Source organism: Streptomyces mangrovisoli, assembly GCF_000974985.2.
In the GTDB taxonomy this organism is placed as follows: domain Bacteria; phylum Actinomycetota; class Actinomycetes; order Streptomycetales; family Streptomycetaceae; genus Streptomyces; species Streptomyces mangrovisoli.
This window is the reverse complement of the sequence record NZ_LAVA02000030.1, coordinates 47,891-74,269: the sequence shown is the minus strand read 5'-3', so window position 1 is coordinate 74,269 and position 26,379 is coordinate 47,891. Positions and strand designations below refer to the sequence as shown.

Genomic DNA, 26,379 nt, shown 5'->3' with positions numbered 1-26,379 from the left:
CCCGTCCGGCCCGCGCACCCCATCCATTCACCCGTCACCGACGAGAAAGGGCACACCCATGCCCACCAGCCCCCAAAGACGCCTCGCCCTCACCGCCGCCGTCGCGGTCACGCTGACCGCCGGCGCGCTCACCGCGACCGCCGCCACGACCGCCTCCGCGGCCGAGATACCGCTCAGCGGCTACGAGTTGACGTGGGGCATCAAGCAGTCGTACCGCACCTACGTGACCACCTACGCGGCCGGCACCTTCACCCCGTCGGGCGGCGCCACGCAGGCCGCGGGCAACGGCGCCTTCACCTTCTCCGGCGGCACGGGCGGCTACGACTCCGACGCGCACACCGTGTCCCTCGCCTTCCAGGGCGCCCTGAAGATCGCGTCCCAGCTGCACGGCTTCGAACTCACGCTGTCCGACGTCACGTTCGACAGCAAGGACGCGGAGATCACCGCGGACGTCACCAGCAACGGCACCACCACCGACGACGTGCCGCTCGCCACGGTCACCGTGACCCGCGACATGGTGGACATGGCGACCACGCTCACCACGCAGGCGGCGGACGTCTTCGGCAGCTCCGGCTACGCGGGCGCGGCGGGCGACCCGCTGACGGTCGTCCAGACCGAGACCCCCTCGGCGTCGCCCGGTGACACCACCCCCGCGCCCACCGGCAGCGACTCCCCGGGCGAGTCGGCGTCCCCGACGGACTCCGCCTCGGCCACCGACTCCGCGTCCCCCACGGACCCGGCCTCCCCGACCGACTCCGCCTCCGGCGGCACGAGCCCGAGCGCCTCGCCCACCGCCACCGGCACGGACCCCTCGCCGTCCGGCTCGCAGACCGCCGCGCCCAGCCACGGCGACATCGCCGACGGCACCCTCGGCTGGGGCGTGAAGGAGTCCTTCCGCACCTATGTCGTGGGCCCGGTGGCGAACGGCGTGATCACCGTCTCCGGCGGCGCGCGACAGGCCGCGGACAACGGCCCGTTCACCTTCACCGACGCCACCGGCAGCTACGACACCGAGGCGGGCACCCTCAGCGCCGCCTTCGAGGGCGCGGTCACCTTCAGGGGCCACGAGAGCGACGGCGTCTACGCCCTCGATCTGACCCTCGCCGACCTGCGGGCCACGCTCGACGACGGCACCGGTACCCTCACCGCCGACGTGACGAGCCTCGGCAGGACCACGAAGGACGTCGTCCTCGCCGACCTCAAGGCATCCTCGCCCGGCCTCACCGCGCAGGACGACGTCATCACCGTCGACGACATCACGGCGACCCTCACCGAGGCCGGGGCGCAGGCGTTCAGCGGTTACTACACCGCCGGCACGGCGCTCGACCCGGTCGACCTGTCGGTGGCGCTCACCGACGACGCGACGCTGCCGAGCGGCGACGGCGACTCCGACGGCGGCACGGACGGCACCTCCGGCGCGTCCGACGGTGGCTCCGGCACGGCGAGCGGCGGCGTCACCGGCTCCACCACGGGCGGCCTCGGCAGCCTAGCCTCGACCGGTGCCGGGGTGCCCGCCGGGGCGCTCGGCGCGGCCGCCGCGGCCACCGTCGTCGCCGGGGCCGGGGTGGTGCTCGCCGCGCGCAGGCGGCGTACGCAGGGCTGACGTGCGCGTACCGCCGCCCGACGACCTCCCGGCCGGGGCGCCGTCGGGCGGCGGGCGATGCTTGAATGCCCCCCGTGACTGACTACGACGTGCTGCGCGTCTTCTGCGCCCCGAACGGCGGATACGGCAACGAGCTCGGCGTCGTCCGCAACGGGGCGGCGATCCCGCAGCGGAGCGAGCGGCAGGAGTTCGCCGCGAAGCTGGGCTTCAGCGAGACCGTCTTCGTGGACGACCCCGAGCGCGGGATCATCGACATCTACACCCCGTCCACGCGGCTGCCCTTCGCCGGTCATCCCTGCGTCGGCACCGCCTGGCTGCTGGACGTGGAGGAGCTGGTCACACCCGCCGGGCCGGTCGGGGCACGCCTGGACGGCGAGTTCAGCTGGATCGAGGCGCGCCCCGAGTGGGCTCCGCCGCGCACCCTGCGCCAGTACGCCACGGCGGCCGAGGTCGACGCACTGCCCGTGCCGCCGCCCGGCGAGTGGATCTACGCCTGGGCCTGGCAGGACGAGGCGGCGGGCCGCGTCCGCGCCCGCGGTTTCCCGGGCCGTGACGACGGCATCGACGAGGACGAGGCGACCGGAGCGGCGGCCCTGCTGCTCACCGACCGCCTGGGCCGCGCGCTCAACATCACCCAGGGCGCGGGCTCCCAACTCCTGACGGCCCCCCAGCCGTACGGCTGGGTGGAGATAGGCGGCCGAGTAGTCCTGGAACGCGAACCAGAACGCTGACCACAACCCCCGCGCCCCAAAGGGGCGCGGGGAACTGCGCGATCAGCCACGACGGCCCCGCACCCGCCCACCGTCCCGCCGTCGCCCGCCGTCACCCGCCGAACCCAGCGGAGCGCTCACGCGCTGAGGGGAAACTCCTCCCCCAACGCCCCGAACACCGCCGTGTTCAGTGCGAAAGCCCGCCGGCACTCCGCCACCACCCGCTGCTTCTCCAACTCGTCCGCGGCGAAGCCGTCCAGCAGTTCCCGGTACTCCCGCTTGAACGCCGCGGGGTTGCCGATCCCCTCGAAGACGTAGAACCGCACCCCGTCGCCCTTCTTCGCGAACCCCCACGTGCGCTCGGCGCGGTCGCGGATGATCTGGCCGCCGGAGAGGTCGCCGAGGTAACGGGTGTAGTGGTGGGCGACATACCCCGCGGGCCAGCTCTCGGCGCACTCGCGCACCCGCTCCGCGTACTCCCGCGTCGCCGGCAGCGCGGACACGCCCGCCCGCCAGTCGGGGCCCCGCAGATGCGCCAGGTCGCGCTCCAGCGCGGCCAGCCGGAACAGCTCCGGGCGGATGAACGGCCCGGCCACCGGATCGGCCGCGAGCCGTTCGGTGCCGGCCTCCAACGCCTCGTAGACGAACCACAGTTGCTCGGTGTAGCGCGCGTACGCGGCCACCCCCAGCCGGCCGCCGAGCAGATCGCTCATGAAGGTCGAGGTCTCCGCCTCCACGTGCTGTTCGTGGGAGGCGGTGCGGATGACGGTCGAGAAGGAGTCCATGCGGCCATCCTTTAAGGTAAGGCTTACCTAAGTCAATGCCTGTCCCGACGCTTCGTCGGGAAAGTTGCCGACAGCCTGTCGGTAAGAGCGTACAAGAAAAGACCCGCCCCCAGCAGGGGCGGGCCCGAAGAACGATCATCAGGGCGCCGAGCGCGCGCGGGGTGGCGTCACGGCAGCGTGAGGATCTCCGCGCCGGACTCCGTCACCACCAGCGTGTGCTCGAACTGCGCGGTCCGCCTGCGGTCCCGCGTCACCACGGTCCAGCCGTCGTCCCACATGTCGTACTCGTGCGTGCCGAGCGTCAGCATCGGCTCGATCGTGAACGTCATCCCGGGCTGGATCACCGTCGTCGCGTGCGGGCTGTCGTAGTGCGGCACGATCAGGCCCGAGTGGAACGACGAGTTGATGCCGTGGCCGGTGAAGTCCCGCACCACGCCGTACCCGAAGCGCTTGGCGTACGACTCGATGACCCGGCCGATGATGTTGATCTGGCGGCCCGGCCTGACCGCCTTGATGGCCCGGTCGAGGGACTCGCGGGTGCGCTCGACCAGCAGCCGGCTCTCCTCGTCGACCTCCCCGACCAGGTAGGTCGCGTTGTTGTCGCCGTGCACCCCGCCGATGTACGCCGTCACGTCCAGGTTGACGATGTCGCCGTCGCGCAGCACCGTCGAGTCCGGGATGCCGTGGCAGATGACCTCGTTGACGCTGGTGCACAGGGACTTCGGGAAGCCGCGGTAGCCGAGCGTGGACGGGTAGGCGCCGTGGTCGCACATGTACGCGTGCGCCACCGCGTCCAGCTCGTCCGTCGTCACCCCCGGGGCGATGAGCTTCGCCGCCTCGGCCATCGCCTGCGCGGCGATCCGGCCGGCGATCCGCATCGCCTCGATCGTCTCGGCGTTCTGCACCTCGGGGCCGGTGTACGGCGTCGGCGCGGGCTTGCCGACGTACTCGGGGCGGCGGATGTTTCCGGGAACCTGACGGGTGGGGGAGAGTTCCCCTGGTACGAGCAGCGACTGGCCAGACATGGCAGCGAGTCTAAGTCAGCGGGCCTGGGGCACGATGGTTCATGGTGATCCACGGAAGGGAGCCGGTCATGGCGCTGTTCAAGAAGCGCACGGTGGGCAAGCCGGGCGAATGGTTCTACTGCCTGGAGCACAAGAAGGTCGAGGAGGGCCCCGAGTGCCCGGCCAAGGACCGGTTCGGGCCCTACGCCAGCCGGTCGGAGGCGGAGCACGCGATGGAGACGGCCCGCGAGCGCAACCTCGAATGGGAGAACGACCCGCGCTGGGCCCCCTCCGGGGAGGACGACGACTGAGGCTCGGGGTGCCCCGGGGGCGCGGGGAACTGCGCGATCGGCCCCCGCCGGCCCGCGGCCGAACACGCGCCTCGGTGCCCCCGTGCGGGTCCGTCGTGGCTGATCGCGCCGTTCCCCGCGCCCCCTGAGGGCGCCGGGGCGGCCGGTGTTCAGGCGCCGACCGGGGCTCCGGTGCCCGCGGCGGCGCGCCGTGTCCGCAGGCGTACCGCGTGCTCGTTCGTCCGCGCGTCGTACGACGTCAGACCCGGCAGGCACAGCGCGAGCAACGCCACCGCGCCCGCGCACAGCAGGCCGCCCGACCACACCGACGTGCGCACGCCGAACCACGCCGCCGTGCCGCCCGCGCGGACCTGGCCGACCGTCGGGCCCACGGAGTACGACAGCAGTTCGATGCCCGCGAGCCGGCCGCGCAGCTCGTCCGGGATGGTCTGGTTCCACATCGCGCCCCGGAAGTTCCCGCTGACCATGTCGCAGCCGCCCGCCACGGTCAGGCAGGCCAGCACCAGCCACACGTTCCCGGCGAGGCCCGCCGCGGCGATCGCCACGCCCCACAGCGCCGCCGCCAGCACCACCATCCGCCCGTGCCGGTGCACCCGCGAGGTCCAGCCGCCGGTCAGGCTCACCAGCAGCGAGCCCAACGGCACCGCCGCGTACATCAGGCCCAGCGACCACGCCGCGTGCAGGTCGTCCGCGAGGAACGGCAGCACCGTGAGCGGCATCGCGAGGAACATCGCCGCGAGGTCGACCGCGTACGTGCCGAGCAGCTCCTTGCGGCTCCAGGCGTACCGCGCGCCCTCCGCGATCGAGCGCAGCGAGGGCTTCGCGGCCTCGTGGGAGGCGGGGGAGGGCGCGATGCGCACGACGAGCGCGAGCGACACCACGAAGGTCAGGAGATCGGCCGCGTAGGCGGAGGGCATCCCCGCGTACGCCACCACCACGCCCGCCACCGCCGGGCCCGCGACCCCGCCGACGGTCCAGCGCAGCGAGTTCAGCGCGGCCGCGGCCGGCAGGTCGTCGTGGGCGACGATCCGGGGCCACAGCGAGTCGAGCGCGGGGCGCTGGACCGACACCAGCGCGGAGGAGAGCGCGGCCACCACGTACAGCGGCCAGACGGCCGGCTCCGGCAGCAGCGCGTTGACCAGCAGGGCGGCGGAGAGCAGGCCCAGGCCGGCCTCCGTCCACACGATCAGGCCGCGCTTGTCGAGGGCGTCGGCGAGCGCGCCGCCGTACAGCCCGAACACCACGAGCGGTACCAGTTCCACGGCGCCGATCGCGCCGACCGCGGCGGCGGACCCGGTGAGGTCCTTCAGCTGCACGGGCAGCGCGACGAAGGTCAGGAAGCTCCCGAAGCCCGAGACCAGACCCGAGAGCCACAGCCTGCGGAAGTCCGCCGAGGCGTGCCAGGGGGCGAGGTCGGGCAGCACGGACCGCAGCCGGGAGCGCCGCGGGCGCGCCCGCGCGGGGTCGGGGGAGGGGGAGCCGTCGTTCACGAGGTGCCATGCTCCGTGGGCCTCCCACGGGCGGGCAAATCGTTTTCCGGCCCACCCCCACGCCCCTCACAGTCGCCCTGCGGCCCTGCGGCCCTGCGGCCCTGCGGCCCTGCGGTCCTGCGGCTTCGCGTTCTCGTGGCCTGCGGGTGCCGGGTGGCTGGTCGCGCAGTTCCCCGCGGCCCCAGAAGGGACGCGGGGAACTGCGCAGTCCTGTGGCCTCGCCGCCGCACGGCATCACGGCGCTACGGCCAACCCCCTCACCACGGCGCCCTGGGCGGAGCCGTCAGCGCGTCGGCCAGCCGGGAGAGCCGGTCCCGCAGTCGTCGCCGGCCCCGCGGCAGCGGCACCGCGTTCTCCCCGGCCGCCGCGCTCACCAGGTGCTGCACGGTGTCGAGGTCCAGCTCGCCGTCGGCCGGGACCGCCAGCGCCTCGTGGGCCATCGCCGCCAGTTCGCCCTCCGTGCCCAGCGCCAGCACCGTCACCCCGGCCCGGCGGGCGTCGCCGACCCGTTCCAGGAGCGCGGCGGCCGGCGGCTCGGGTGCCACCACCAGCAGGGTCTCCCCGCGCCGCGCCGCCTCGATCCGGCCGAGCCCGGCGGCCAGCTGCACCGGGTCCGACGGCAGCGCCGCGTGCCGGACCAGGGTCGGCGCCAGCTCCGGCGTGCCCGACCAGGCGGCCTCGTCCACCAGGTGCGCGGCCAGGTGCCAGGGCTCGTACTCCGGTGTCCCCACCAGCAGCAGCCCGCCCCCGTGCGCCACCACCGAGCCGCGCAGGGCGCCCGCGAACCGCCGTGTGGCGGTGAGCCACCCGGTCCCGGCGAGCACTTCCCGCAGCAACGCGACGCGTACGGCATCCATGGGCCCGGATCCTTCCGCAACGCCCCAGTCGTGACCCCGAGTTCACCGCGAATTCGCCCGACCGGGGGAGGGGCAGGGCCCGGCACCACCCCACTCGTCCCAGGAGCCGCAGATGACCACCGAAACGTCCGTGCCCTTCCGCGCGGGCCAGAAGGGCTACGCCAGTTACCGCATCCCGGCCGTGGTCGTCACCGCGTCCGGCACCCTGCTCGCCTTCTGCGAGGGCCGGGTGGCGTCCGCGAGCGACCACGGGCACATCGACATCGTGCTCAAGCGGTCCACCGACGGCGGCCGCACCTGGGGCGCGCTCCAGGTCGCCGCGAGCAACGCCGAGGACCTCGCGGGCAACCCCGCCCCCGTCGTCCTCGACACCGGCCGCGTCCTGCTGGTCCATGTCCGGGCCGCCGCTGCCGCGACCGAGGACGCCATCCTGCGCGGCAAGGTCAAGGCCGCCGACGGGCGCCGGGTGTGGGTCCAGCACAGCGACGACGACGGTGTCACGTGGTCCGCGCCCAAGGAGATCACCAAGACGGTGAAGAAGGCGGGCTGGCGCTGGTACGCCACGTGCCCCGGCCACGCGATCCAGCTGACCGGCGGCCGGGTCGTCGTCCCCGGCAACCACACGGTGGCGCCCACCGGCACCGACACCGGCACCGAGGCCAGGTACAACAGCGGTCACTGCCTGCTCAGCGACGACCGCGGCGAGACCTGGTACCTCGGCTACGTCGACGAGAACACCGACGGCTACGTCAACGTCAACGAGACCACCGCCGCCGAACTCCCCGACGGACGGGTCTACTTCAACACCCGCAACGACTCCACGTCGCCCGGCAACCGCGCCGACGCCCACTCGAAGGACGGCGGGAGGACCCTGGTGAAGCCGTTCCGCCCGCAGGCCGGCCTCGCGGCGCCGGTCTGCGAGGCGAGCGTGCTCCAACTCCGCGACCCCGACGTGCTGCTGTACTCGGGCCCGGCCGACACCGCCCGCGCCGTGATGACCGTCCGCGCCTCCACCGACAACGGCACCACCTGGCGGCCCGCGTACACGGTCGACGGACTGCCCGCGGCCTACTCCGACCTCGTCCGCGTCGACGCCTCGACCGTCGGACTGCTGTACGAGACGGGCGACTTCGGCCCCTACGAGACGATCACCTTCCGCCGGGTCCCGGTGACGGTGCTCACCTGACCACGCCGGGTGGTCGGCGCGGACGTAAGGTCGCCCCATGACCTCTAGCGACAGCGCACAGAAGGCCCCCGCGAAGGACCCCTGGGACCTGCCCGACGTCTCCGGACTGGTGGTCGGGGTGCTCGGCGGGACCGGGCCCCAGGGCAAGGGCCTCGCCTACCGGCTCGCGCGGGCCGGCCAGAAGGTGATCATCGGCTCCCGCGCCGCCGAGCGCGCCGAGGCGGCCGCCGCGGAGCTCGGCCACGGTGTCGAGGGCCTCGACAACGCCGAGACCGCGCGGCGCAGCGACATCGTGATCGTCGCCGTGCCCTGGGACGGCCACGGCAAGACCCTGGAGTCGCTGCGCGAGGAGCTCACGGGCAAGCTCGTCGTGGACTGCGTCAACCCGCTGGGCTTCGACAAGCAGGGCGCCTACGCGCTGAAGCCGGAGGAGGGCAGCGCCGCCCAGCAGGCCGCCGCCCTGCTGCCGGACTCCCGGGTCACCGCGGCCTTCCACCATCTGTCGGCCGTACTGCTCGAGGACCCGGAGATCGAGCAGATCGACACCGACGTGATGGTGCTGGGCGAGGAGCGCGCCGACGTGGAGATCGTGCAGGCGCTGGCCGGGCGCATCCCCGGGATGCGGGGCGTCTTCGCGGGCCGACTGCGCAACGCCCACCAGGTGGAGTCGCTGGTCGCCAACCTGATCTCGGTCAACCGCCGCTACAAGGCGCACGCCGGGCTCCGCGTCACGGACCTGTGAGGGCATGGGGGACACTGGTGGCCGACAGCAGTGCCCGAAGTGTCCCCCGACAGGAGCCGACCATCATGCCCCGCCTCGCCGTCCTGGCCCTCATCACCTGCGTGCTCGCCGTGGCCGCGGCGGTCCTGTCGTTCGTCCAGGGCAGCCTGGTCGGGATCGTCTGGGTGCTGATCGCGGGCCTGTCGTCCAACATGGCCTGGTACTACGTCAAGCGCGGGCGGGCCGGACGGGGCGACGGGGGCCCGGTCACCGGCTGACCGCGGCGTGGGCCGGTCACCCGGCGATCGAGCAGTACGGGTCCGTGGTCTGCCAGAAGCGGTAGAGGTTCTGGCCGCAGTACGTCTCCACGTCGCCGACGCCGAGGCCGCGCAGGATCGAGTCGACCAGGTCGAAGAAGGCGTGGTTGACCGGCGACTGCCACAGCAGCGCGAACACCAGCAGCAGGCCGAACGGCGCGAACGGCGCGATCTGCCGCTTCACGCCGTACGACAGCCACGGCTCGACGATGCCGTAGCCGTCGAGGCCGGGCACCGGCAGGAAGTTCAGGATCGCCGCGCTGACCTGGAGCAGGGCGAGGAAGGCGAGCGCGAAGCGGAAGTCGGCGGGCACCCCGTCCAGCGCGTGCAGCCAGAACGGCGCCGTGCACACCACCGCGAACAGCACGTTCGTCAGCGGGCCGGCCGCCGAGATCAGGCTGTGCCGCCAGCGGCCCCGGATGCGGTCGCGCTCGATGAACACCGCGCCGCCGGGCAGGCCGATCCCGCCCATGATCACGAACACCACCGGCAGCACGATGCTGAGCAGCGCGTGTGTGTACTTCAGCGGGTTGAGCGTGAGATAGCCCTTGGCGCCGACCGAGAGATCGCCGCCGTGCAGGGCGGTGCGCGCGTGCGCGTACTCGTGCAGACACAGCGAGACGACCCAGGCCGCCGTCACGAACAGGAACACGGCGAGCCCCGGCTGCGACGCGAACCCGCTCCACGTGGCCCAGCCCGTGACGCCCGTGACGGCGAGGATCCCGACGAACACGGGACTGACCCGCCGGTCGCTGCGCTGGGTGGTCGCGGTGGTCATGGGGCGGGACTCCTGCTCTCGGACGTCGTACGGCAGCCGCTGCCGACCGTACCCTGCGGAGAACGCGGCGGAGTAGTGCCGGCCCGCCGTGGCCGTTCGCGCGGTTCGCCGCGCCCCTGGTCATCTGCGGGTCCGCCGTGGCCGTTCGCGCAGTTCCCCGCGCCCCTGGTCATCTGCGGGTCCGTCGTGGCCGTTCGCGCCGTTCCCCGCGCCCCTTTCAGGGGCTCTCGGTGACCGTGCCCCGACAGGGGCGCGGGGAACTGCGCGACCAGGCCCCACCGGGCCGCAGGTGATCAGGGGCGCGGGGAACCGCGCGAGCGGCCCCCTGCCGGCCGTGGACCGGCCACGGTGCCGGGGGCGGTGACCGCTCCGCGGCGGGAGAGACCGTACGCTCGGGGTCTTCCCGGCACGCCTGCCGCAACCCGCGGGCGTCGGCCGGACGTCCCCGGAGACAATGGACCCCGTGCGCTACCGCATTCTCGGCACCACCCAGGCGATCCGCCCCGACGGCACCACCGTCCCGGTCGGCGGCGCGCGGCTGCGCGCCCTGCTGACCGTGCTCGCGCTGCGACCCGGCCGTACGGTGCCGGTGAGCGTGCTCGTCGACGAGGTGTGGGACGGCGACGACCCGCCGGCCGACACCACCGCCGCGCTCCAGGCCCTGGTCGGGCGGCTGCGCCGGGTGCTGGGACCGGACGCGGTCGCCTCCTCGGCCGGCGGGTACGCGCTCGCGGCCGCGCAGGACGACATCGACCTGCACCGCTTCGACCGGCTGGCCGGCGAAGGGATGCGAGCCCTCACCGACGGCGACGCCGCGAAGGCCGCCGTGGTCCTCGACGACGCCCTCGCCCTGTGGCGCGGGCCCGCGCTGGCCGACCTGCCCGACCGCGGCGCGGAGGCGGCCCGCTGGGCCACCCGCCACCTCGACGCCCGCCGTGCCCGGCTCGCCGCCGCGCTGGCCCTCGGCGCCGCCGACCAGGCGCTGCCCGAGCTGACCGCCCTGTGCGACACCCACCCGCTGGACGAACCCCTCCAGGCGCTGCGGCTGCGCGCCCTGCGCGACACCGGCCGCACCGCGGAGGCGCTGGCCGCCTACGACGCCGTACGCCGCCTGCTCGCCGACCGCCTCGGCTCCGACCCGGGGCCGGAACTGCGCTCCCTGCACGGGGAGTTGCTGCAACCGAGAGAGACGGTGAGTGGCGGTACGGCGGCGGTCGCGGGCCCGGGACCGGGTGCGGGTGAGGGGCCGGGCGGGGCGAGTGCGGCCGCCGTCGCCTCCGCGCTCGCCGACGGGCCCGCCCGCTCCGGCGTCCCCGGCGCCACCCGCGGTCCCGCGCACGTCGGTCCCGCCGCCCCCCACGCGGAAGGCGGCCGTACCGGAGACGGCCGTACCGGAGACGGCCGTACCGGAGACGGCCGTACCGAACGCGCCTCCACCACCCCCGCGGCTCGCGGCCCCCGCACCCCCGGGCCCCCGCCCGGCAACCTCCGGGCCCGGCTGACCTCGTTCGTGGGCCGGGAGCAGGACATCGATGCCATCCGTGCGGATCTCGCGTCGGCGCGGCTGGTCACCCTGCTCGGGCCCGGCGGCGCGGGCAAGACCCGGCTGTCGCAGGAGGCCGCCGAAGGGGTGCGCGAGGGTGCCCGGGACGGCGTGTGGCTCGTGGAGCTGGCGCCCGTCGACGACCCCGCCACCGTGCCCGAGGCCGCGCTCACCGCCCTCGGCGCCCGCGAGACCGTGCTGCGCGGCGCCGGCGCCGAGGAGATGCGGGTGGCGGTCGCCGACCGCCACGACGAACCGGTCGAACGGCTCGTCGAGCACTGCGCCCGGCGCACCATGCTGATCGTCCTCGACAACTGCGAGCACGTCGTCGACGCGGCCGCCCGCCTGGTGGAGCAGCTCCTCGAACGCTGCCCCGGACTCACCGTGCTGGCCACCAGCCGCGAACCCCTCGGCGTGCCCGGCGAGGTGCTGCGCCCCGTCGAGCCGCTGCCCGACCCGGTGGCGATGCGGCTGCTCACCGAGCGGGGCGCCGCCGCCCGGCCCGGGTTCCGGGTGGAGGAGGACCCGGAGGCCTGCGCGGAGATCTGCCGGCGCCTCGACGGACTGCCCCTCGCCATCGAACTGGCGGCGGCCCGGCTGCGGATGCTGACCCCGCGCCAGATCGCGGACCGGCTCGACGACCGCTTCCGCCTGCTGACCTCCGGCGCCCGCACCCTGCTGCCCCGCCAGCAGACCCTGCGGGCCGTCGTCGACTGGTCCTGGGACCTGCTGAGCGAGCAGGAACGGGACGTGCTGAGCCGGCTGTCCGTCTTCGCCGGCGGCTGCGACCTCGCCGCCGCCGAGGCCGTCTGCGGCCCCGCCGCACTGGACGCGCTGGGCTCGCTCGTCGACAAGTCCCTTGTCGTCGCCGCCCCTTCGGGCACCGGCGAGATGCGCTACCGGCTGCTGGAGACCGTCGCCGAGTACGCCGGCGAGCGGCTCGACGAGGCCGGCCTGCGCGCCGGGACCGAGCGCGCCCATCTGACGTACTACCGCGAACTCGCCCGCACCACCGACCCGTTGCTCCGCGGGGAGCGGCAACTCCTCGCGATCCAGCGGTTCCAGCTGGAGTACGAGAATCTGCGCACCGCGCTGCGGCACGCCGTCGCCGAGCGGGACGAGCAGGAGGCGCTCTGCCTCGTGCTCTCGCTCATCGTGTACTGGCAGATGCGCGACCTGCGCTTCGAGTCCCGCAACTGGTGCACCGAGGTCATGGCGCTCGGCCCCGACCCGTTCACCGCCCCGGTGCGCCGGGCCGAGCCGGTCTGGGAGCGCTGCACCGCCGCCCCGCCCCCCATGACCGGCGAGGTCCTCGCGGAGGCGCGGCGCGGGGTGCACCTCGGCCATCTCGCCACGATGGACACCGACTTCTCCGCCTGGGAGACCCCCGAGGCCAAGGAGAAGCTGCGGATCGTCAGCGAGACCTACGAGCCCGGGATGCCGCAGGTCTGCCGCGTCCCGGGGCTGCTGTGGTTCTACGCCGTGATGCTCACCGGCGGTGTGACGCGGCTGCCGGACATCCTCAACGCCGCCGTCGACACCTGCCGCCGCACCCCGGGCTTCGAGTACGAGCTGGCCGGCGCGCTCCAGATGCGCGCGAACCTGTTCGCCAACCGCACCGAATGGGTGGGCGACGCGGCCGCCGACGCCGACGAGTCCCTGGAGCTCTACCAGCGCCTCGGCGACACCTGGGGCATCGCGGAGGCGCTGTCCGCGCGCGCCGAGGCGCACGAGCGCACCGGCGCCTACGCGCTGGCCGCCGCAGACTACGAGTCGGCCCTGGTGCACGCCGAACGGCTCGGCGCGCGCGCCCAGACGGCCATCCTCGACGCCCGGCTCGGCAGCGTGCTGCTGGAGGCGGGGGACCACGAGCGCGGGGAGCGGCTGCTGCGCGAGGTCGTCGGGCGGCAGGACGGCGCCGCCAACGAGGCGCGGCCCGCCGCCCGGATGTTCCTGGCCGGCTGGCTCGGCACGACCGGCCGGGCCGCCGAGGCCCGCGAGCACACCCGGCTGATGCGCGAGGAGCTGGGGATCTCCCACTTCGTCGTCTTCGACGCGTTCATCCTCGGCGTGGAGGCGTGGATCGACGCCGTCGACGAGCAGTGGGAGCCGGCGCTCGACAAGGTCCGCCGCGCCCTGGAGCGGTCCGACGACCCCCTGTCCGAGGCCATAGCGCCCCACATGCGCTCGGCGTACCTGGCGATCGCCGCGGTCGTGCTGGGCGGCCTCGGCCGAGCCGCCGACTCCGCGCGGGTGCTCGGCGCCGCCGACGCCCTGCTGCCGTCCGCCCACTGCCAGAACTACCTGGAGCAGGACTCGCGGGCCAGGGCGCGCCGCCTGGGGCTCGCCGTGCTCTCCGAGGCCGAGTACGGGGCCGCGTACGCCGAGGGCGGCGGCCTCTCCATGGAGGAGGCCGCCGCCCTCGTGTGACGCGTACCGGCGCCGTACGTCAGCTCTTGGTACGGAACTTGTGGATCGCGATCGGCGCCATCACCACGGTCAGCCCCACCGACCAGGCGAGCGTCACCCACAGATGCGAGGCCACCTCGCCGCCGACCATCAGACCGCGGGCGCTGTCGGCCAGCGAGGACAGCGGGTTGTACTTGGTGAAGGACTGGAGCCAGCCCGGCATCGAGTTCGTCGGCGCGAAGATCGACGAGCCGAACTGGAGCGGCATCAGCACCAGGAAGCCCATCGCCTGCACGGACTGCGCGTTCTTCATCAGCACGCCCAGGGTGAGGAACACCCACATCAGGGCCGAGCCGAAGACGATGGACAGGCCCACCGAGGCCAGCAGACCGGGCCAGTTGGTGATGTCGAAGCCGACCAGGACCGCGACGACCATCAGGACGGTCAGCGCGAACAGGCAGCGCAGCAGCTCCACCGCGATCTTGGCGAACAGCACTGAGCCGCGCCCGATCGGCAGCGACCGGAACCGGTCCATGACACCGGAGTTGAAGTCCTGGTTGAAGCCCGTGCCCACGCCCTGGGCCATGTTCATGCCCATCATGGCCATCAGGCCCGGGATGACGTACTGCACGTACGCCTGCTGTCCGCCGCCGAGCGACTGGCCGATGGAGCCGCCGAAGACGTACACGAACAGCAGCGTGAAGATCACCGGGAAGAGCAGGGCGTCGAACATCGACTCCGGGTCCTGACGGATCCACAGCAGGTTGCGGCGGATCAGCGCGCCGGTGTGGCGCAGGTGCGCGCGCAGCGGGATGGGCGCGTCGGCGCCCGGCTTGACGTCGGCCGGGGCCAGGGTGGCGGCGCTCATACGGCGACCTCCTCGAGGGTGTCGGTGGGCACGGCGTCCTGCGGGGCGCTGGCGCGGTGGCCGGTGAGGGACAGGAACACCTCGTCCAGGCTGGGCAGTTCGGTGCTGATGGAGCCGATGGTGATGCCGCGCGCGGTGACCGCGCCGACCACCGCGGTCAGCTGCTCGTCGCTGAGCACCGGCACCAGCACGGTGCCGGAGTGGGTGTCGACGGTGGTGGAGGCGAGCCCGGTGATGCCCAGCTCGTCCAGGTACTCCGCCAGCGGCCGCAGCTGGAGCGGGTCCACCGGGCGCACCCGCAGGGTCCGGCCGCCGACCTTCGCCTTGAGGTCGTCGATGGCGCCGCCCGCGATGACCTTGCCGCGGTCGACCACGGTCAGCTCGGAGGCGAGCTGCTCGGCCTCCTCCATGTACTGCGTGGTCAGCAGGACGGTCACGCCGTCGCCGACCATCGCCTTGACCTCGGTCCACACCTCGTTGCGGGTGCGCGGGTCGAGGCCGGTGGTGGGCTCGTCCAGGAACAGCACCTGGGGGCGCCCGATCATGGAGGCGGCGAGGTCCAGCCGGCGCCGCATACCGCCGGAGTACGTCCCCGCGGGCCGCCGGGCCGCCTCGGTGAGGGAGAACCGCTCCAGCAGCTCGTCGGCGCGGACGCGGGCGTCCTTGCGGGACAGGTCGAGCAGGCGCCCGATCAGATAGAGGTTCTCCCAGCCCGGGAGCTTCTCGTCCACGGAGGCGTACTGGCCGGTCAGGCCGATCACCCGGCGCAGCTGCCGGGGCTGCCGCAGGACGTCGTAGCCGGCCACGGTGGCCTGGCCCGCGTCGGGGGCGAGGAGGGTGGACAGGATACGGACGAGGGTGGTCTTGCCGGCGCCGTTCGGCCCCAGCACACCCATCACGGTGCCCGGACGGACGTCCAGGTCCACACCGTCGAGCGCCTTGGTCTCGCCGTAGTGCTTGACCAGCCCCCGCACGGTGACGGCGGCGCTGCCGCCTTCGGGGTTCTTGTCGATTCGCGTCATGCCTCAGACGGTGTCAGGCCCCACCGACAAACGACCGACAGGCCGCCTACAGGTGCCTGTCGGCCACCGGCGGCTCTTTGTAGGCGGCCTGTAGGCCACCGGCAGCCGTCCGTGGACGGCCTGTGGGCCACCGGCCGAAGCCGCCCGCCGGCACCGGGAAGGCGGAAGCCGCCCGCCGGCGCCGGGAAGGCGGAAGCCGCCCGCCGGCACCGGAAAAGCGGAAGCCGCCCGCCGGCGCCGGAAAGGGGACAGCCCGCCGACGGGGGATGATCGGCGGGCTGTCCGGTGGTGCCGTGATGGCTCAGTGGACGGAGTGCTCCTCCGCCGGGAACGTACCGCCGACGACGTCGTCAGCGAACTCCTTCGCCGCGTCACCGATGACCGCGCGCAGGTCGGCGTACTTCTTCACGAACTTCGGCACCCGGCCGCCGGTCAGCCCGAGCATGTCGGTCCACACCAGCACCTGGGCGTCCGTCTCGGCGCCCGCGCCGATGCCCACGGTCGGGATGTGCAGCGTCCGCGTGACCTCGGCGGCGAGCTCCGCCGGAACCAGCTCCAGGACCACCGCGAAGGCGCCCGCGTCCTGCACGGCCTTCGCGTCGCGCAGCAGCTGCGCCGCCGCCTCCTCGCCGCGGCCCTGCACCCGGTAGCCCATGGCGTTGACGGACTGCGGGGTCAGGCCGATGTGCGCCATGACCGGGATGCCGGACTCCACCAGCAGGCGGATCTGCTCGTGCGAGCGCTCGCCGCCCTCCAGCTTCACGGCCCCGGCCCCGGCCTCCTTGATCAGGCGGGTCGCCGAGCGCAGTGCCTGCACCGGGCCCTCCTGGTACGAGCCGAACGGCAGGTCGGCGACGATCAGCGCGCGCTGGGTGCCGCGCACCACGGCGGCCGACAGCATGGTCATCTCGTCGAGGGTGACGGGCACGGTGCTCTCGTACCCGAGGTGACAGTTGCCGGCCGAGTCGCCGACCAGCAGGACCGGGATGCCCGCGTCGTCGAAGACGGAGGCGGTCATCGAGTCGTAGGCGGTGAGCATGGGCCACTTCTCGCCGCGTTCCTTGGCGAGGGCGATGTCGCGGACGGTGATGCGGCGCGTGCCCTTGCCCCCGTACAGCGCCTTGCTGCCGTCGGAGGGCGTGGTGCGGGCAGCCGAAAGCTGCGTCATGGCAACGGCTCCTTCATGTCATCTCGAGGCACCCTGACGGCGTCCCCGGATCCCTTCCATGGTGGCACTTCGTGTCACGCGGGGCCAGGGTGCCCCCGTGTGATCCGCTAGACGTCCGCTCGGCACCCCCTGGGCGCCCCCTCGACCCCGCACCGCGTCCGGCTCGCGCGCGTAAGGCGTCGGTAAAGGAAATAAAATACGAGACGGTTCCGTATCGGAATGGGTCTAGGGTCGAACGCATGACTACTCCTGCCGACAGCGCCCCCGCGGGACCCCGGATTCCCGAGGCGGTGCACCGCCGCCGCTGGGCGATCCTCGGCGTGCTGATGCTCAGCCTGCTGATCGTGGTGCTCGACAACTCGATCCTGAACGTCGCCATCAAGACGATCTCCACGCCGGCCCCGACCGGCCTCGGCGCCACGCAGAGCGAGCTGGAGTGGGCGATCAACGCCTACACGCTGGTCTTCGCGGGTCTGCTGTTCACCGCGGGGCTCATAGGCGACCGCGTCGGCCGCAAGCGGGTGCTCCTCGGCGGCCTGGTGGTCTTCGGCATCGGCTCCGCCCTCGCGGCCGAGTCCGGCTCGCCGGGCCAGCTCATCGCCTACCGGGCGCTGATGGCGCTCGGCGCCGCGTTCGTCATGCCGGCCACCCTCGCCGTCCTGATGAACGTCTTCGAGCGCGACGAGCAGCCCAAGGCCATCGGCATCTGGGCGGGCGGCGTCGGCCTCGCCATCGCCATCGGCCCGATCACCGGCGGCCTGCTGCTCGACCACTTCTGGTGGGGCTCGGTCTTCCTGATCAACGTGCCGATCGTGATCGTCTCGCTGGCCCTGATGGTCTGGCTGGTGCCCGACTCCCGCGACCCGAACCCGGGCCGCGTCGACCCGGTCGGTGTGGTGCTCTCCGTGGTCGGCCTGGTCCTCCTCGTCTACGGCATCATCAAGGGCGGCCAGCTCGCCGACTTCACGGACCCGACCGTGCTGGTCACGATCTTCGCGGGCGTCGCCGTCCTCGCCGGTTTCGTGATCTTCGAGATGCGCAGCGACCACCCCTCGCTGGACGTGACCTACTTCAAGAGCAAGGTCTTCTCGGCCGCGATGGCCGCCATCGCCCTGGTGTTCTTCGCGCTGATGGGCGTCACGTTCTTCAGCGTCTTCTACATCCAGAGCGTGCGCGGCTACTCGCCGCTCCAGTCGGGTCTGCTGATGCTGCCGCTGGCCGCCGCGCAGATGATCTTCGCGCCGCGCGCCCGGCTGGTCGTCGACCGGTTCGGCAACAAGGCCACCACGACCGGCGGCCTGATCCTGATCGCCGCGACGCTGGCCGCGTTCGCCGGCTTCGAGAAGGACACCCCGCTGTGGGTGATCGAGGTCGTGTTCTTCCTGATGGGCGCGGGCATGGCGCACATCATGACCCCGACCAGCGTCGTCATCATGCAGGCCCTGCCCCGGGAGAAGGCGGGCTCCGCCTCCGCGCTCAGCAACACCTTCCGCCAGGTCGGCGGCGCGCTCGGCATCGCCGTCCTCGGCTCGGTGCTGTCGACGGCGTACCGCACCGGCATCGAGGACAAGCTGACCGTGCTGCCCGCCGGCATCCGCGACACCGCGGGCGAGTCCATCGAGGCCACGCTGGGGGTCGCCGAGAAGATCGGCCCGCGCGCCGACAGCCTGGTCGGTTCCGCCGACAGCGCGTTCCTGCACGCCATGCACGTGACCGCGCTGTGCGGCACCGGTGTGGCGCTGATCGGCGCGGTCGTGGTCGCCCTCTTCCTGCCGGGCCGGCCGCCCACCCGTCAGCAGGGCAAGGAGGAGCAGGAGTTGGTGACCGCCTCGGAGTGACGGCTGCGGCGCCCGCGGGCGAGGGGTGGCCGCGGGCGAGGGGCGCCCCCCGCGCGCGCGGGACGGCCTCGGTACCGGCCGCGGTGGCGGCCCCCCGCGACCGGCCCACCGCCCGCCGGCAGGAGAATCGCACCGAGTACGACGAAGGGACCGACCGACGTGAACCTTGCCGACAGCCGGCCGCAGCGGGACGGCGCCACCCGGGGGCGCCCGCGCAGCGAGGCGGTCGAACGCGCCATCCTGGAGGGGGCGATGAAGCTCCTGGAGGAGGGCGTACCGCTCGCCGAGCTCTCCATCGAGCGGATCGCCCGTACCGCCGGCGTCGGCAAGGCCGCCATCTACCGCCGCTGGAGCGGCAAGGAGGAACTCTTCGTCGACGTGATGCGGGCCGCCGAGCCCCCGGACCCCGAACTGCCGGGCACGTCGATGCGGGACGACCTGGTGGTGCTGGTGGAGTCGCTGCGGCTGCGCGGCCTCGCGAGCCGTACCTCCGCGATCCTGCACAACGTCCACGTGCAGATGAAGTCCAGCCCCCGGATCTGGGCCGCGTACCACGCCTGTGTCGTCACCCCGCGCCGCAAGCAGGGCCTGGAGGTGCTGCGCCGCGGTCAGGAGAGCGGCGAACTGCGCGCGGACGTGGACCTGGAGCTGGCCAACGACATGTTCGTCGGCCCGATGCTCGTCCGCTCCGTCATGCGTCCCGAGGCCGATCTGCCCGAGGGACTGGCGGAGGAGATCGTCGACACCGTACTGGCCGGTCTACGCCCCGTCAGGGCGCCTGAAGCGGAACCCGAATGTGCGCGTTTCGTCACAGTGCCCGCGGATCGGGCGGCCGAACGGAACTCCTGACGGCCGACCGGACGTCCTCGTGCCCGTACGGCCGTCATGTGACGGCGGGATCGGAGCCGATCATCCCCTAGGGTCGGAAAGGACACGGGGGACGGACGGTGTGCACGGTGGGCAGTGAGGCGACGCGGTATGGCGCAGCAGGCGTACATGACGGAGACGGACAACGGCGGGTCGGGGCCCGAGCGCCGGGGGAACCGGATTCGGAGCCTGGTGCACCGCCTGCTCGACCCCTGGCGTGACGATCCGAGAATCTGGCGCCGCGGCATCGTGACCGGCGCGCTGGCGCTGCTCCTTGCGCTGGTGATGCTGCTGCACTCGCGCATCCCCAACACCATCGGCAACCTCGGCAGCCTGACCGAGACCTTCCTGCCCTGGCTGGGGCTCGCGATCCCGGTGCTGCTGGTCGTCGGGCTGGTGCGCAGATCGGCGACGGCGCTGATCGCGGTGCTGCTGCCGGCGATCGTGTGGCTGAACCTCTTCGGCGGGCTGCTCACCGACAAGACCGGCGGCGGCGGCGACCTCATGGTGGCCACCCACAACGTCAACGCGGACAACCCCGACCCCTCGGGCACCGCCCGTGACCTGGCCCGCTCCGGCGCCGACGTGCTCGCCCTGGAGGAGCTGAAGGCGTCGGCGGTGCCGGTGTACGCGCAGGCCCTGGCGTCGACGTACAAGTACCACTCGGTGCAGGGCACGGTCGGGCTGTGGAGCAAGTACCCGATGAGCGACGTGAAGGCCGTCGACATCAAGCTGGGCTGGACCCGCGCGATGCGTGCGACGGTCACCACGCCCGCGGGCCGGGTCGCGGTCTACGTCGCCCATCTGCCCTCGGTCCGGGTCAAGCTGAAGGCCGGGTTCACGGCGCGGCAGCGGGACACCAGCGCCGACGCGCTGGGCGAGGCCATCGCCGACGAGCCGATCCGCGACGTGGTGCTGCTCGGTGACCTCAACGGCACCATGAACGACCGCTCGCTCAACGCCGTGACCTCGCAGCTGCGTTCCACCCAGGGCGCGGCGGGCAGCGGCTTCGGGTTCAGCTGGCCGGCGTCGTTCCCGATGGCGCGGATCGACCAGATCATGGTCAAGGGCGTGGACCCGGTGAGCTCGTGGACCCTGCCCGCCACCGGCAGCGACCACCTCCCGATCGCCGCCCGTGTGAACCTTGACACCACCTCGTAACCCGCCGGAACAGAGAGCGTGCGAGACTTTGTTCCGTGGGTGAACTTAATAGTCGCCCCGGAACACGCTCAGCACGACTCTCTGAAAGGCACAGGCACTCCATGCCTCTGGCCCTGCTCGCACTGGCAGTCGGCGCTTTTGGTATAGGTACGACCGAGTTCGTCATGATGGGCCTGCTGCCCGACGTCGCGGACGATCTGCACGTCTCGATCCCCGCCGCGGGGCATCTGGTCTCGGCCTACGCGCTCGGCGTCGTCGTCGGCGCCCCGCTGCTCGCCGCGGTGACCGCCCGGCTCTCCCGCCGCACGGTCCTGATGGCCCTCATGGCGCTGTTCGTCGCGGGCAACACGCTCTCCGCGTTCGCGCCCGGCTACGACTCCCTGCTGGCCGCCCGCTTCCTCAGCGGCCTGCCGCACGGCGCCTTCTTCGGGGTCGGCGCGGTGGTCGCGACCACGCTGTCGGCGCCGGAGCGCAAGGCCCGTTCGGTCTCCCTGATGTTCCTCGGACTGACCGTCGCCAACGTCGCGGGCGTGCCCGTCGCCACGCTCATGGGCCAGCAGCTCGGCTGGCGGGCCACGTTCCTCGCGGTCGGCGCCATCGGGCTGGCGGCGATCGCCTCCCTCGCGCTGCTGATCCCGCACGACCACGCCCCCGCCCCGGCGAACGGCCTGCGCGGCGAACTGGCCGCCCTGCGCTCGCTCCCGGTCTGGCTGGCCCTCGGCACGACCGTGGCGGGCTTCGGGGCGCTGTTCGCCGCCTACAGCTACATCACGCCGATGCTCACCGGCTCCGCGGGTTACTCCGCGGCCGATGTCACGCTGCTGCTGGCCCTGTTCGGCGTCGGCGCCACGGCGGGCAACCTGCTGGGCGGCCGGCTGGCCGACCACTCCCTGCGCCGCACCCTCTTCGGCGGCCTGGTCTCCCTGGCGGCCGTGCTCGCCCTCTTCCCGCTCCTGATGCGCGGTCAGCTCACGGCCGCGGTGGCCGTCGTCCTGCTCGGCGTGGCCGCGTTCGTCACCGGCTCGCCGCTCCAGCTGGTGGTCATGGAGAAGGCGTCGGCGGCCCCCTCGCTCGCGTCCTCCGCGAACCAGGCCGCGTTCAACCTGGCGAACGCGGGCGGTGCCTGGATCGGCGGGCTGGCGTTGGCGGCGGGGTTCGGGGTGACGTCCCCGGCCCTGGCGGGAACGGGGCTCGCGGTGCTGGGACTTGGCGTGGCGGGGGTCGCCCACGCGGTGGACCACCGGCGCGCGGTCGCCGTGCCGGCGGCGCGGGAACGTGTGGTCGCGGCGCATGTGCCGGAACGGGACGGCGCGCTGAAGGGCTAGCCCTGCCGACGGTCCCTCCCGCAGTTCCCCGCGCCCCTTTCGGGGCCCTTTCGGGGCGCCCCTTCAGGGGCGCGGGGAACTGCGCGATCAGCCCCCACCGGGCCGCGGGTGTATCTGATGGGGGCGCGGGGAACTGCGCGAACGGGGTCCGCCGGGAAGGGGTCTCAGTGATCCGCCGGCTCAGGCGTCACGTCTTCGACCCGTTCCAGATCCCGCAGCCACGCCCGCGCAGAACTGTCCGACGGCGCCCGCCAGTCCCCCCGCGGGGAGAGCGAACCGCCCGCCGAGACCTTCGGCCCGTTCGGCATCGCGGACCGCTTGAACTGCGCGAACCCGAAGAAGCGGCGGCAGAAGACCTCCAGCCAACTCCGGATCTCCACCAGGCCGTAGGAGACCCGCTTGGCCTCCGGGAAGCCGGGCGGCCAGGCGCCCGCGTCCGCGTCGTGCCACGCGTGCCAGGCCAGGAAGGCGATCTTCGACGGCCGCATCCCGTGCCGCAGCACGTGGTGGAGCGTGAAGTCGTGCAGCGCGTACGGCCCGATCTTGGACTCGGTGGACTGCATCTCCTCGCCCGGCACCAGCTCGGGACTGATCTCGGTGTCGAGGATCGCGGCGAGCGTCCTGCCCGTCTCGTCGCCGAACTGGTCGCTGCTGATCACCCATCGGATCAGATGCTGGATCAGCGTCTTCGGCACACCCGAGTTGACGTTGTAGTGGCTCATCTGGTCGCCCACGCCGTACGTCGACCAGCCGAGCGCCAGCTCGGAGAGGTCGCCGGTGCCGAGCACGATGCCGCCGTGCTGGTTGGCGAGCCGGAACAGGTAGTCGGTGCGCAGACCGGCCTGCACGTTCTCGAAGGTGACGTCGTAGACCGGTTCGCCGGACGCGAAGGGGTGTCCCATCTCCGTGAGCATCAGCCGCGCGGTCGGCGTGATGTCCAGCTCGGCCGCGGTCACGCCGAGGGAGCGCATCAGCCTGTGCGCGTTGTCCTTGGTGTGGTCGCTGGTGGCGAAGCCGGGCAGGGTCCAGGCCAGGATGTCGCTGCGCGGCCGGCCCGCGCGGTCCATCGCGCGCGCCGCGACGATCAGCGCGTGCGTCGAGTCGAGGCCGCCGGACACCCCGATGACCACCTTGGCGCCGCCGATCGAGGCGAGCCGCTGCTGGAGCCCGGAGACCTGGATGTTGTACGCCTCGTAGCAGTCCAGGGCGAGCCGTTCGGCGTCGGACGGCACGAACGGGAACCGCTCGACGTGCCGCCGCAGCCCCAGGTCCCGTACCGGGGGCGCGAGTTCGAAGGACACCGTGCGGAAGTCCCCGGTCCGGGCGGCGTGGGTGCGGCGGTTGTCGTCGAACGTGCCCATCCGCGCCCGCTCCTGGCGCAGCAGGTCGAGGTCCACGTCGGCGACCGCGTACTGGTCGTCGAGCGGGAAGCGCTCGGACTCGGCGAGCAGCGTGCCGTTCTCGTAGATGAGGGTCTGTCCGTCCCAGGACAGGTCGGTGGTCGACTCGCCGAGCCCGGCGGCCGCGTAGACGTACGCGGCGAGGCAGCGCGAGGACGCCGAGCGGCACAGCAGCTTGCGGTCCTCGGCCCGGCCGACCGTGATCGGGCTGCCGGAGAGGTTGACCAGCACGGTCGCGCCGGCGAGGGCGGCCTCGGCGCTCGGCGGCACGGGCACCCACATGTCCTCGCAGACCTCGGCGTGCAGCACCAGGCCCGGCACGTCGTCCGCCGCGAACAGCAGGTCCACGCCGAACGGCACGCGCGCGCCGCCGACCCGGATCTCCCCGCCGCGCTCGTCGTCGCCGCCCGCGAGCTGCCGGCGCTCGTAGAACTCCCGGTAGTTCGGCGGGTACGACTTCGGTACGACGCCCAGGATCCGGCCCCGGTGCACGAGCACCGCGCAGTTGTAGACCCGGTTGCGGTGGCGCAGCGGGGCGCCGACGACCAGGACCGGCAGCAGCCCGGCGGAGCCGGCGACCACCTCCTGGAGCGCGGCCTCGACCTGGTCGAGCAGCGCGTCCTGGAGCAGCAGGTCCTCGATCGAGTAGCCGCACAGCACCATCTCCGGGAAGACGGCGACGGCGACCCCGTCCTCGGCGCACCGGCGCGCGTGGCGCAGCACCGCCTCGGCGTTGGCGTGCGGGTCGGCGATGACGGTGTGGCCCGTGCAGGCGGCCACACGCGCGAATCCGTGCTCATAGATCGACCAGAAGTTCACCCGGCCCAGTGTAATCGTCAGAGCGACGCGATGGGGTGCGGGGTCGGTGCGCGGGGAGGGCGGACGCGAGCGCGCCCGCCCCCCGTGCGGGGAGCGGGCGCGTCTGCCGAGGACGGCGTCCGAGCGAACGTCAGTGGTGGTGACGGGTGCTCTTGTACGACTCGACGTAGCCGTCCGCGGGCGTGCCGACGCCGGTGACGTCGTCGTAGCCCTTGACGGCCTTGAGCGAGCTGTCCTTGCCGAGGCTGCGGACCGATGTGGCCAGGCCGTCGGAGGCGTCGAAGCCGTTGAGGAAGTCGACACGGGCCACGGCATACTCCTTGCCGCCGGGCGTGTCGGTCACGTCGTGGTACGCCTTCGTGCCGTACTTCGCGTAGATCGACGGGTTGGCGAAGCCGATCGCCTTGCCGCCGTGGGCCTCCTGCGCGAGCGCCTGGACGGCCGCGATGACCGGCGCGGCCAGCGAGGTGCCGCCGATGCGGTACTCGCTGTACTGCTCCGACCCGTCCGGGAAGGTCTGCGTCTGGCCGACCTTGAATCCGGTGTTCGGGTCGGCGATCGCGGAGATGTCCGGGACCACGCGGTTGCCCGAGGCGTTGTTCGCCGTCGCGAGCGACTTCGGGACCACGCCCTTCTGGTACGCCGGCTCGGCCACCGTCTTGCTGGTGCCGCCGCCCGCGCCCGAGGTGAACGCGCCGGGGAAGTCCGTCCAGCTCTTGCCGTCCGCGGACAGCGTGGCCTTCTCGGTGCCCCAGCCGGTCTCGAACTCGTACTTGTCGCCCTTGCCGACCGCCAGCGAGGTACCGCCGACCGCCGTCACCCACGCCGAGTTGGCCGGGGTGTCGACCTGCTTCGTACCGGTGTTGGCGACCTCGTCGCCGTTGTCGCCGGAGGAGAAGTAGAAGCCGATGCCCTCGACCGCGCCGAACTGGAACACCTGGTCGTAGGCGGCCGCGACGTCGGTCGTCTCGTTCTGCTCGATGTCGCCCCAGGAGTTGGAGACGATGTCGGCCAGATGGTTGTCGACGATCTTGCTGAGCGAGTCGAGCAGGTCGTCGTCGTAGCAGGAGGCGGCACCCACGTACGTGATGTTCGCCGCCGGCGCGACGGCGTGCACGGCCTCGACGTCGAGGGTCTCCTCGCCGTACCAGCCCGCGGCCCCGCACTCCTCGGTCTTCGTGTAGTCGGCCGGCAGCACCTGCTTGAGCTGGCTGGTCGAGTACTTCGCGTCACCGTGGTTGCCGGCGTAGGTGGCCGCGTCGTACGCGATCGTCGGCGAGGCGTAGGCGTCGGTGATCGCGACGCGCACCCCCTTGCCGGTGTACTTGCCGGCGCCGTACGCCGACCGCAGCTGCTTGCCCGTGTAGCCCTTGACCGCGTACGGGATCTTGGACCCGTACGCGCTCGGCAGGCTGCTCGCGGTGTTGGAGCCGTAGTACGACGAGAACGGACCGGAGTTCTTGAACACCGAGTCCGGGCCGGGCAGCGTGTCGTCGTGGCTCGCCTTGTGCGGCGCGCTGTCCAGGCCGGTGACGGTCAGGACGGCGCCCTTCAGGGCCTCCGGCACCGACGCCGTCTGCTGCGGCGCGCGGTACGTCTTGGAGCCCTTGGCGAAGTTGTGCAGCTGCGTGCCGAACGCCTTCTCGGCGGCGGCGACGTCACCGCTGACGGTGACGTAGTGCTGGGTGACACCGGTGACCTTCAGGCCCGCCGACTCCAGCCACGACTTGACCGCGGACACCTGCGCCGTGGTCGCGCCGAAGCGCGCCTGCGCCTCCTTGGCACTCAGGTACTTGCCGTACTGCGGCGAGGACGGGTCGGAGACCGCCTTCGCGTACGCGGCAAGGCCGGCCGCGTCCCGGCCGGCGAGGTAGACCCGCGCGGACACCTGGGCACCGTTCGAGGTGGCCCCCTTGTCCGCCTTGGCCGTCGCCCACGCGGGCTTGGTGCCCGCGAGGGTGTCACGGCTCGGGTTGTCCGCGGCGTGGGCCGCGGGAATGCCGAGCGCCAGCGCCCCGGCGATCATCGGCAGTGTCGCTGCCATGCTCACGCCGGCGCGCGTCTTGGCGCGATTCGCTCTCATAGAACCCCCTGCTATGCGGTTCGTCGCATGGGATGGTCGGTCTTCGGCGATCCGCGGCGGTATCCCCGGAGTCGAACAGGTCCGGGAATGGATCACACGATGAACGCAACTCTT

At 72.9% G+C, this 26,379-nt stretch carries 21 protein-coding genes; 11 read left to right on the top strand and 10 right to left on the bottom strand.

Annotation, left to right across the window (positions count from 1 at the left end; translation table 11 throughout):
• Nucleotides 1-58: 58 nt before the first annotated feature.
• Complete coding sequence (locus tag WN71_RS14340) at nucleotides 59-1,603, top strand: HtaA domain-containing protein (protein ID WP_046583000.1); 1,545 nt, start codon at nucleotides 59-61, stop codon at nucleotides 1,601-1,603.
• 74 nt (nucleotides 1,604-1,677) lie between these two features.
• Nucleotides 1,678-2,334 (top strand): PhzF family phenazine biosynthesis protein, encoded by a 657-nt coding sequence (locus tag WN71_RS14335; RefSeq protein ID WP_046582999.1) that lies wholly within the window; start codon nucleotides 1,678-1,680, stop codon nucleotides 2,332-2,334.
• A 116-nt stretch (nucleotides 2,335-2,450) separates the two neighbouring features.
• On the opposite strand, the gene WN71_RS14330 is transcribed toward WN71_RS14335, so the two are convergent.
• Entirely contained in the window at nucleotides 2,451-3,098 is a 648-nt protein-coding gene (locus WN71_RS14330; protein WP_046582997.1) for a biliverdin-producing heme oxygenase, read from the bottom strand.
• Nucleotides 3,099-3,265: 167 nt separating this feature from the next.
• The gene (map, locus tag WN71_RS14325) at nucleotides 3,266-4,123 is read right to left on the bottom strand and encodes a type I methionyl aminopeptidase (protein ID WP_046582996.1); all 858 of its coding nucleotides are present in this window, start codon (nucleotides 4,121-4,123) and stop codon (nucleotides 3,266-3,268) included.
• Nucleotides 4,124-4,191: 68 nt separating this feature from the next.
• Here map and WN71_RS14320 point away from each other — a divergent pair, with 68 nt between their 5' ends.
• Nucleotides 4,192-4,413: a hypothetical protein gene (locus WN71_RS14320; RefSeq protein WP_046582995.1), complete on the top strand. Its 222-nt coding sequence runs from the start codon at nucleotides 4,192-4,194 to the stop codon at nucleotides 4,411-4,413.
• 149 nt (nucleotides 4,414-4,562) lie between these two features.
• Here WN71_RS14320 and WN71_RS14315 read toward each other — a convergent pair whose 3' ends face one another.
• Both WN71_RS14315 and WN71_RS14310 read right to left on the bottom strand, forming a co-directional pair.
• Nucleotides 4,563-5,903, bottom strand: coding sequence for an MFS transporter (locus tag WN71_RS14315; protein ID WP_052742918.1), 1,341 nt, complete (start codon nucleotides 5,901-5,903; stop codon nucleotides 4,563-4,565).
• A 257-nt stretch (nucleotides 5,904-6,160) separates the two neighbouring features.
• Nucleotides 6,161-6,760 (bottom strand): hypothetical protein, encoded by a 600-nt coding sequence (locus WN71_RS14310; RefSeq protein WP_046582993.1) that lies wholly within the window; start codon nucleotides 6,758-6,760, stop codon nucleotides 6,161-6,163.
• 112 nt (nucleotides 6,761-6,872) lie between these two features.
• On the opposite strand from WN71_RS14310, the gene WN71_RS14305 reads away from it, so the two are divergent.
• From WN71_RS14305 to WN71_RS14295, 3 genes are all read left to right on the top strand, one after another.
• The gene (locus tag WN71_RS14305; RefSeq protein WP_046582991.1) at nucleotides 6,873-7,946 is read left to right on the top strand and encodes a sialidase family protein; all 1,074 of its coding nucleotides are present in this window, start codon (nucleotides 6,873-6,875) and stop codon (nucleotides 7,944-7,946) included.
• A 37-nt stretch (nucleotides 7,947-7,983) separates the two neighbouring features.
• Nucleotides 7,984-8,688 carry an NADPH-dependent F420 reductase gene (npdG, locus tag WN71_RS14300; RefSeq protein WP_046582989.1) on the top strand — a complete coding sequence of 235 codons (705 nt, stop codon included), beginning with the start codon at nucleotides 7,984-7,986 and terminating at the stop codon, nucleotides 8,686-8,688.
• A gap of 65 nt (nucleotides 8,689-8,753) precedes the next feature.
• Nucleotides 8,754-8,945 carry a hypothetical protein gene (locus tag WN71_RS14295; protein WP_046582987.1) on the top strand — a complete coding sequence of 64 codons (192 nt, stop codon included), beginning with the start codon at nucleotides 8,754-8,756 and terminating at the stop codon, nucleotides 8,943-8,945.
• 16 nt (nucleotides 8,946-8,961) lie between these two features.
• Here WN71_RS14295 and WN71_RS14290 read toward each other — a convergent pair whose 3' ends face one another.
• On the bottom strand, nucleotides 8,962-9,762 hold the full coding sequence (locus WN71_RS14290; protein WP_046582985.1) for a site-2 protease family protein: 801 nt from the start codon (nucleotides 9,760-9,762) through the stop codon (nucleotides 8,962-8,964).
• Nucleotides 9,763-10,216: 454 nt separating this feature from the next.
• On the opposite strand from WN71_RS14290, the gene WN71_RS14285 reads away from it, so the two are divergent.
• Nucleotides 10,217-13,735 (top strand): AfsR/SARP family transcriptional regulator, encoded by a 3,519-nt coding sequence (locus tag WN71_RS14285; RefSeq protein WP_046582984.1) that lies wholly within the window; start codon nucleotides 10,217-10,219, stop codon nucleotides 13,733-13,735.
• Between the two features lie 19 nt (nucleotides 13,736-13,754).
• Here WN71_RS14285 and WN71_RS14280 read toward each other — a convergent pair whose 3' ends face one another.
• From WN71_RS14280 to panB, 3 genes are all read right to left on the bottom strand, one after another.
• Complete coding sequence (locus WN71_RS14280) at nucleotides 13,755-14,582, bottom strand: ABC transporter permease (protein WP_046582982.1); 828 nt, start codon at nucleotides 14,580-14,582, stop codon at nucleotides 13,755-13,757.
• Nucleotides 14,579-15,604 carry an ATP-binding cassette domain-containing protein gene (locus tag WN71_RS14275; RefSeq protein ID WP_046582980.1) on the bottom strand — a complete coding sequence of 342 codons (1,026 nt, stop codon included), beginning with the start codon at nucleotides 15,602-15,604 and terminating at the stop codon, nucleotides 14,579-14,581. The genes WN71_RS14280 and WN71_RS14275 overlap by 4 nt, the downstream gene beginning before the upstream one ends.
• 301 nt (nucleotides 15,605-15,905) lie before the next feature.
• On the bottom strand, nucleotides 15,906-16,772 hold the full coding sequence (panB, locus tag WN71_RS14270) for a 3-methyl-2-oxobutanoate hydroxymethyltransferase (protein ID WP_046582978.1): 867 nt from the start codon (nucleotides 16,770-16,772) through the stop codon (nucleotides 15,906-15,908).
• A gap of 239 nt (nucleotides 16,773-17,011) precedes the next feature.
• Between panB and WN71_RS14265 the strand changes: the two genes are divergently transcribed.
• From WN71_RS14265 to WN71_RS14250, 4 genes are all read left to right on the top strand, one after another.
• The gene (locus WN71_RS14265; protein WP_079177854.1) at nucleotides 17,012-18,610 is read left to right on the top strand and encodes an MFS transporter; all 1,599 of its coding nucleotides are present in this window, start codon (nucleotides 17,012-17,014) and stop codon (nucleotides 18,608-18,610) included.
• A 159-nt stretch (nucleotides 18,611-18,769) separates the two neighbouring features.
• Nucleotides 18,770-19,459: a TetR/AcrR family transcriptional regulator gene (locus WN71_RS14260; protein ID WP_046582975.1), complete on the top strand. Its 690-nt coding sequence runs from the start codon at nucleotides 18,770-18,772 to the stop codon at nucleotides 19,457-19,459.
• A 129-nt stretch (nucleotides 19,460-19,588) separates the two neighbouring features.
• Entirely contained in the window at nucleotides 19,589-20,638 is a 1,050-nt protein-coding gene (locus WN71_RS14255) for an endonuclease/exonuclease/phosphatase family protein (RefSeq protein WP_046582973.1), read from the top strand.
• A 101-nt stretch (nucleotides 20,639-20,739) separates the two neighbouring features.
• A complete protein-coding gene (locus WN71_RS14250) occupies nucleotides 20,740-21,963 on the top strand; it encodes an MFS transporter (protein WP_046582971.1) in 1,224 nt (407 codons plus the stop codon).
• Between the two features lie 164 nt (nucleotides 21,964-22,127).
• Here the strand turns inward: WN71_RS14250 and WN71_RS14245 are convergent, their stop codons facing one another.
• Nucleotides 22,128-24,182 (bottom strand): NAD(+) synthase, encoded by a 2,055-nt coding sequence (locus WN71_RS14245; RefSeq protein WP_046582969.1) that lies wholly within the window; start codon nucleotides 24,180-24,182, stop codon nucleotides 22,128-22,130.
• A gap of 130 nt (nucleotides 24,183-24,312) precedes the next feature.
• Complete coding sequence (locus WN71_RS14240; RefSeq protein WP_240529654.1) at nucleotides 24,313-26,226, bottom strand: S53 family peptidase; 1,914 nt, start codon at nucleotides 26,224-26,226, stop codon at nucleotides 24,313-24,315.
• Between the last annotated feature and the right edge of the window lie 153 nt (nucleotides 26,227-26,379).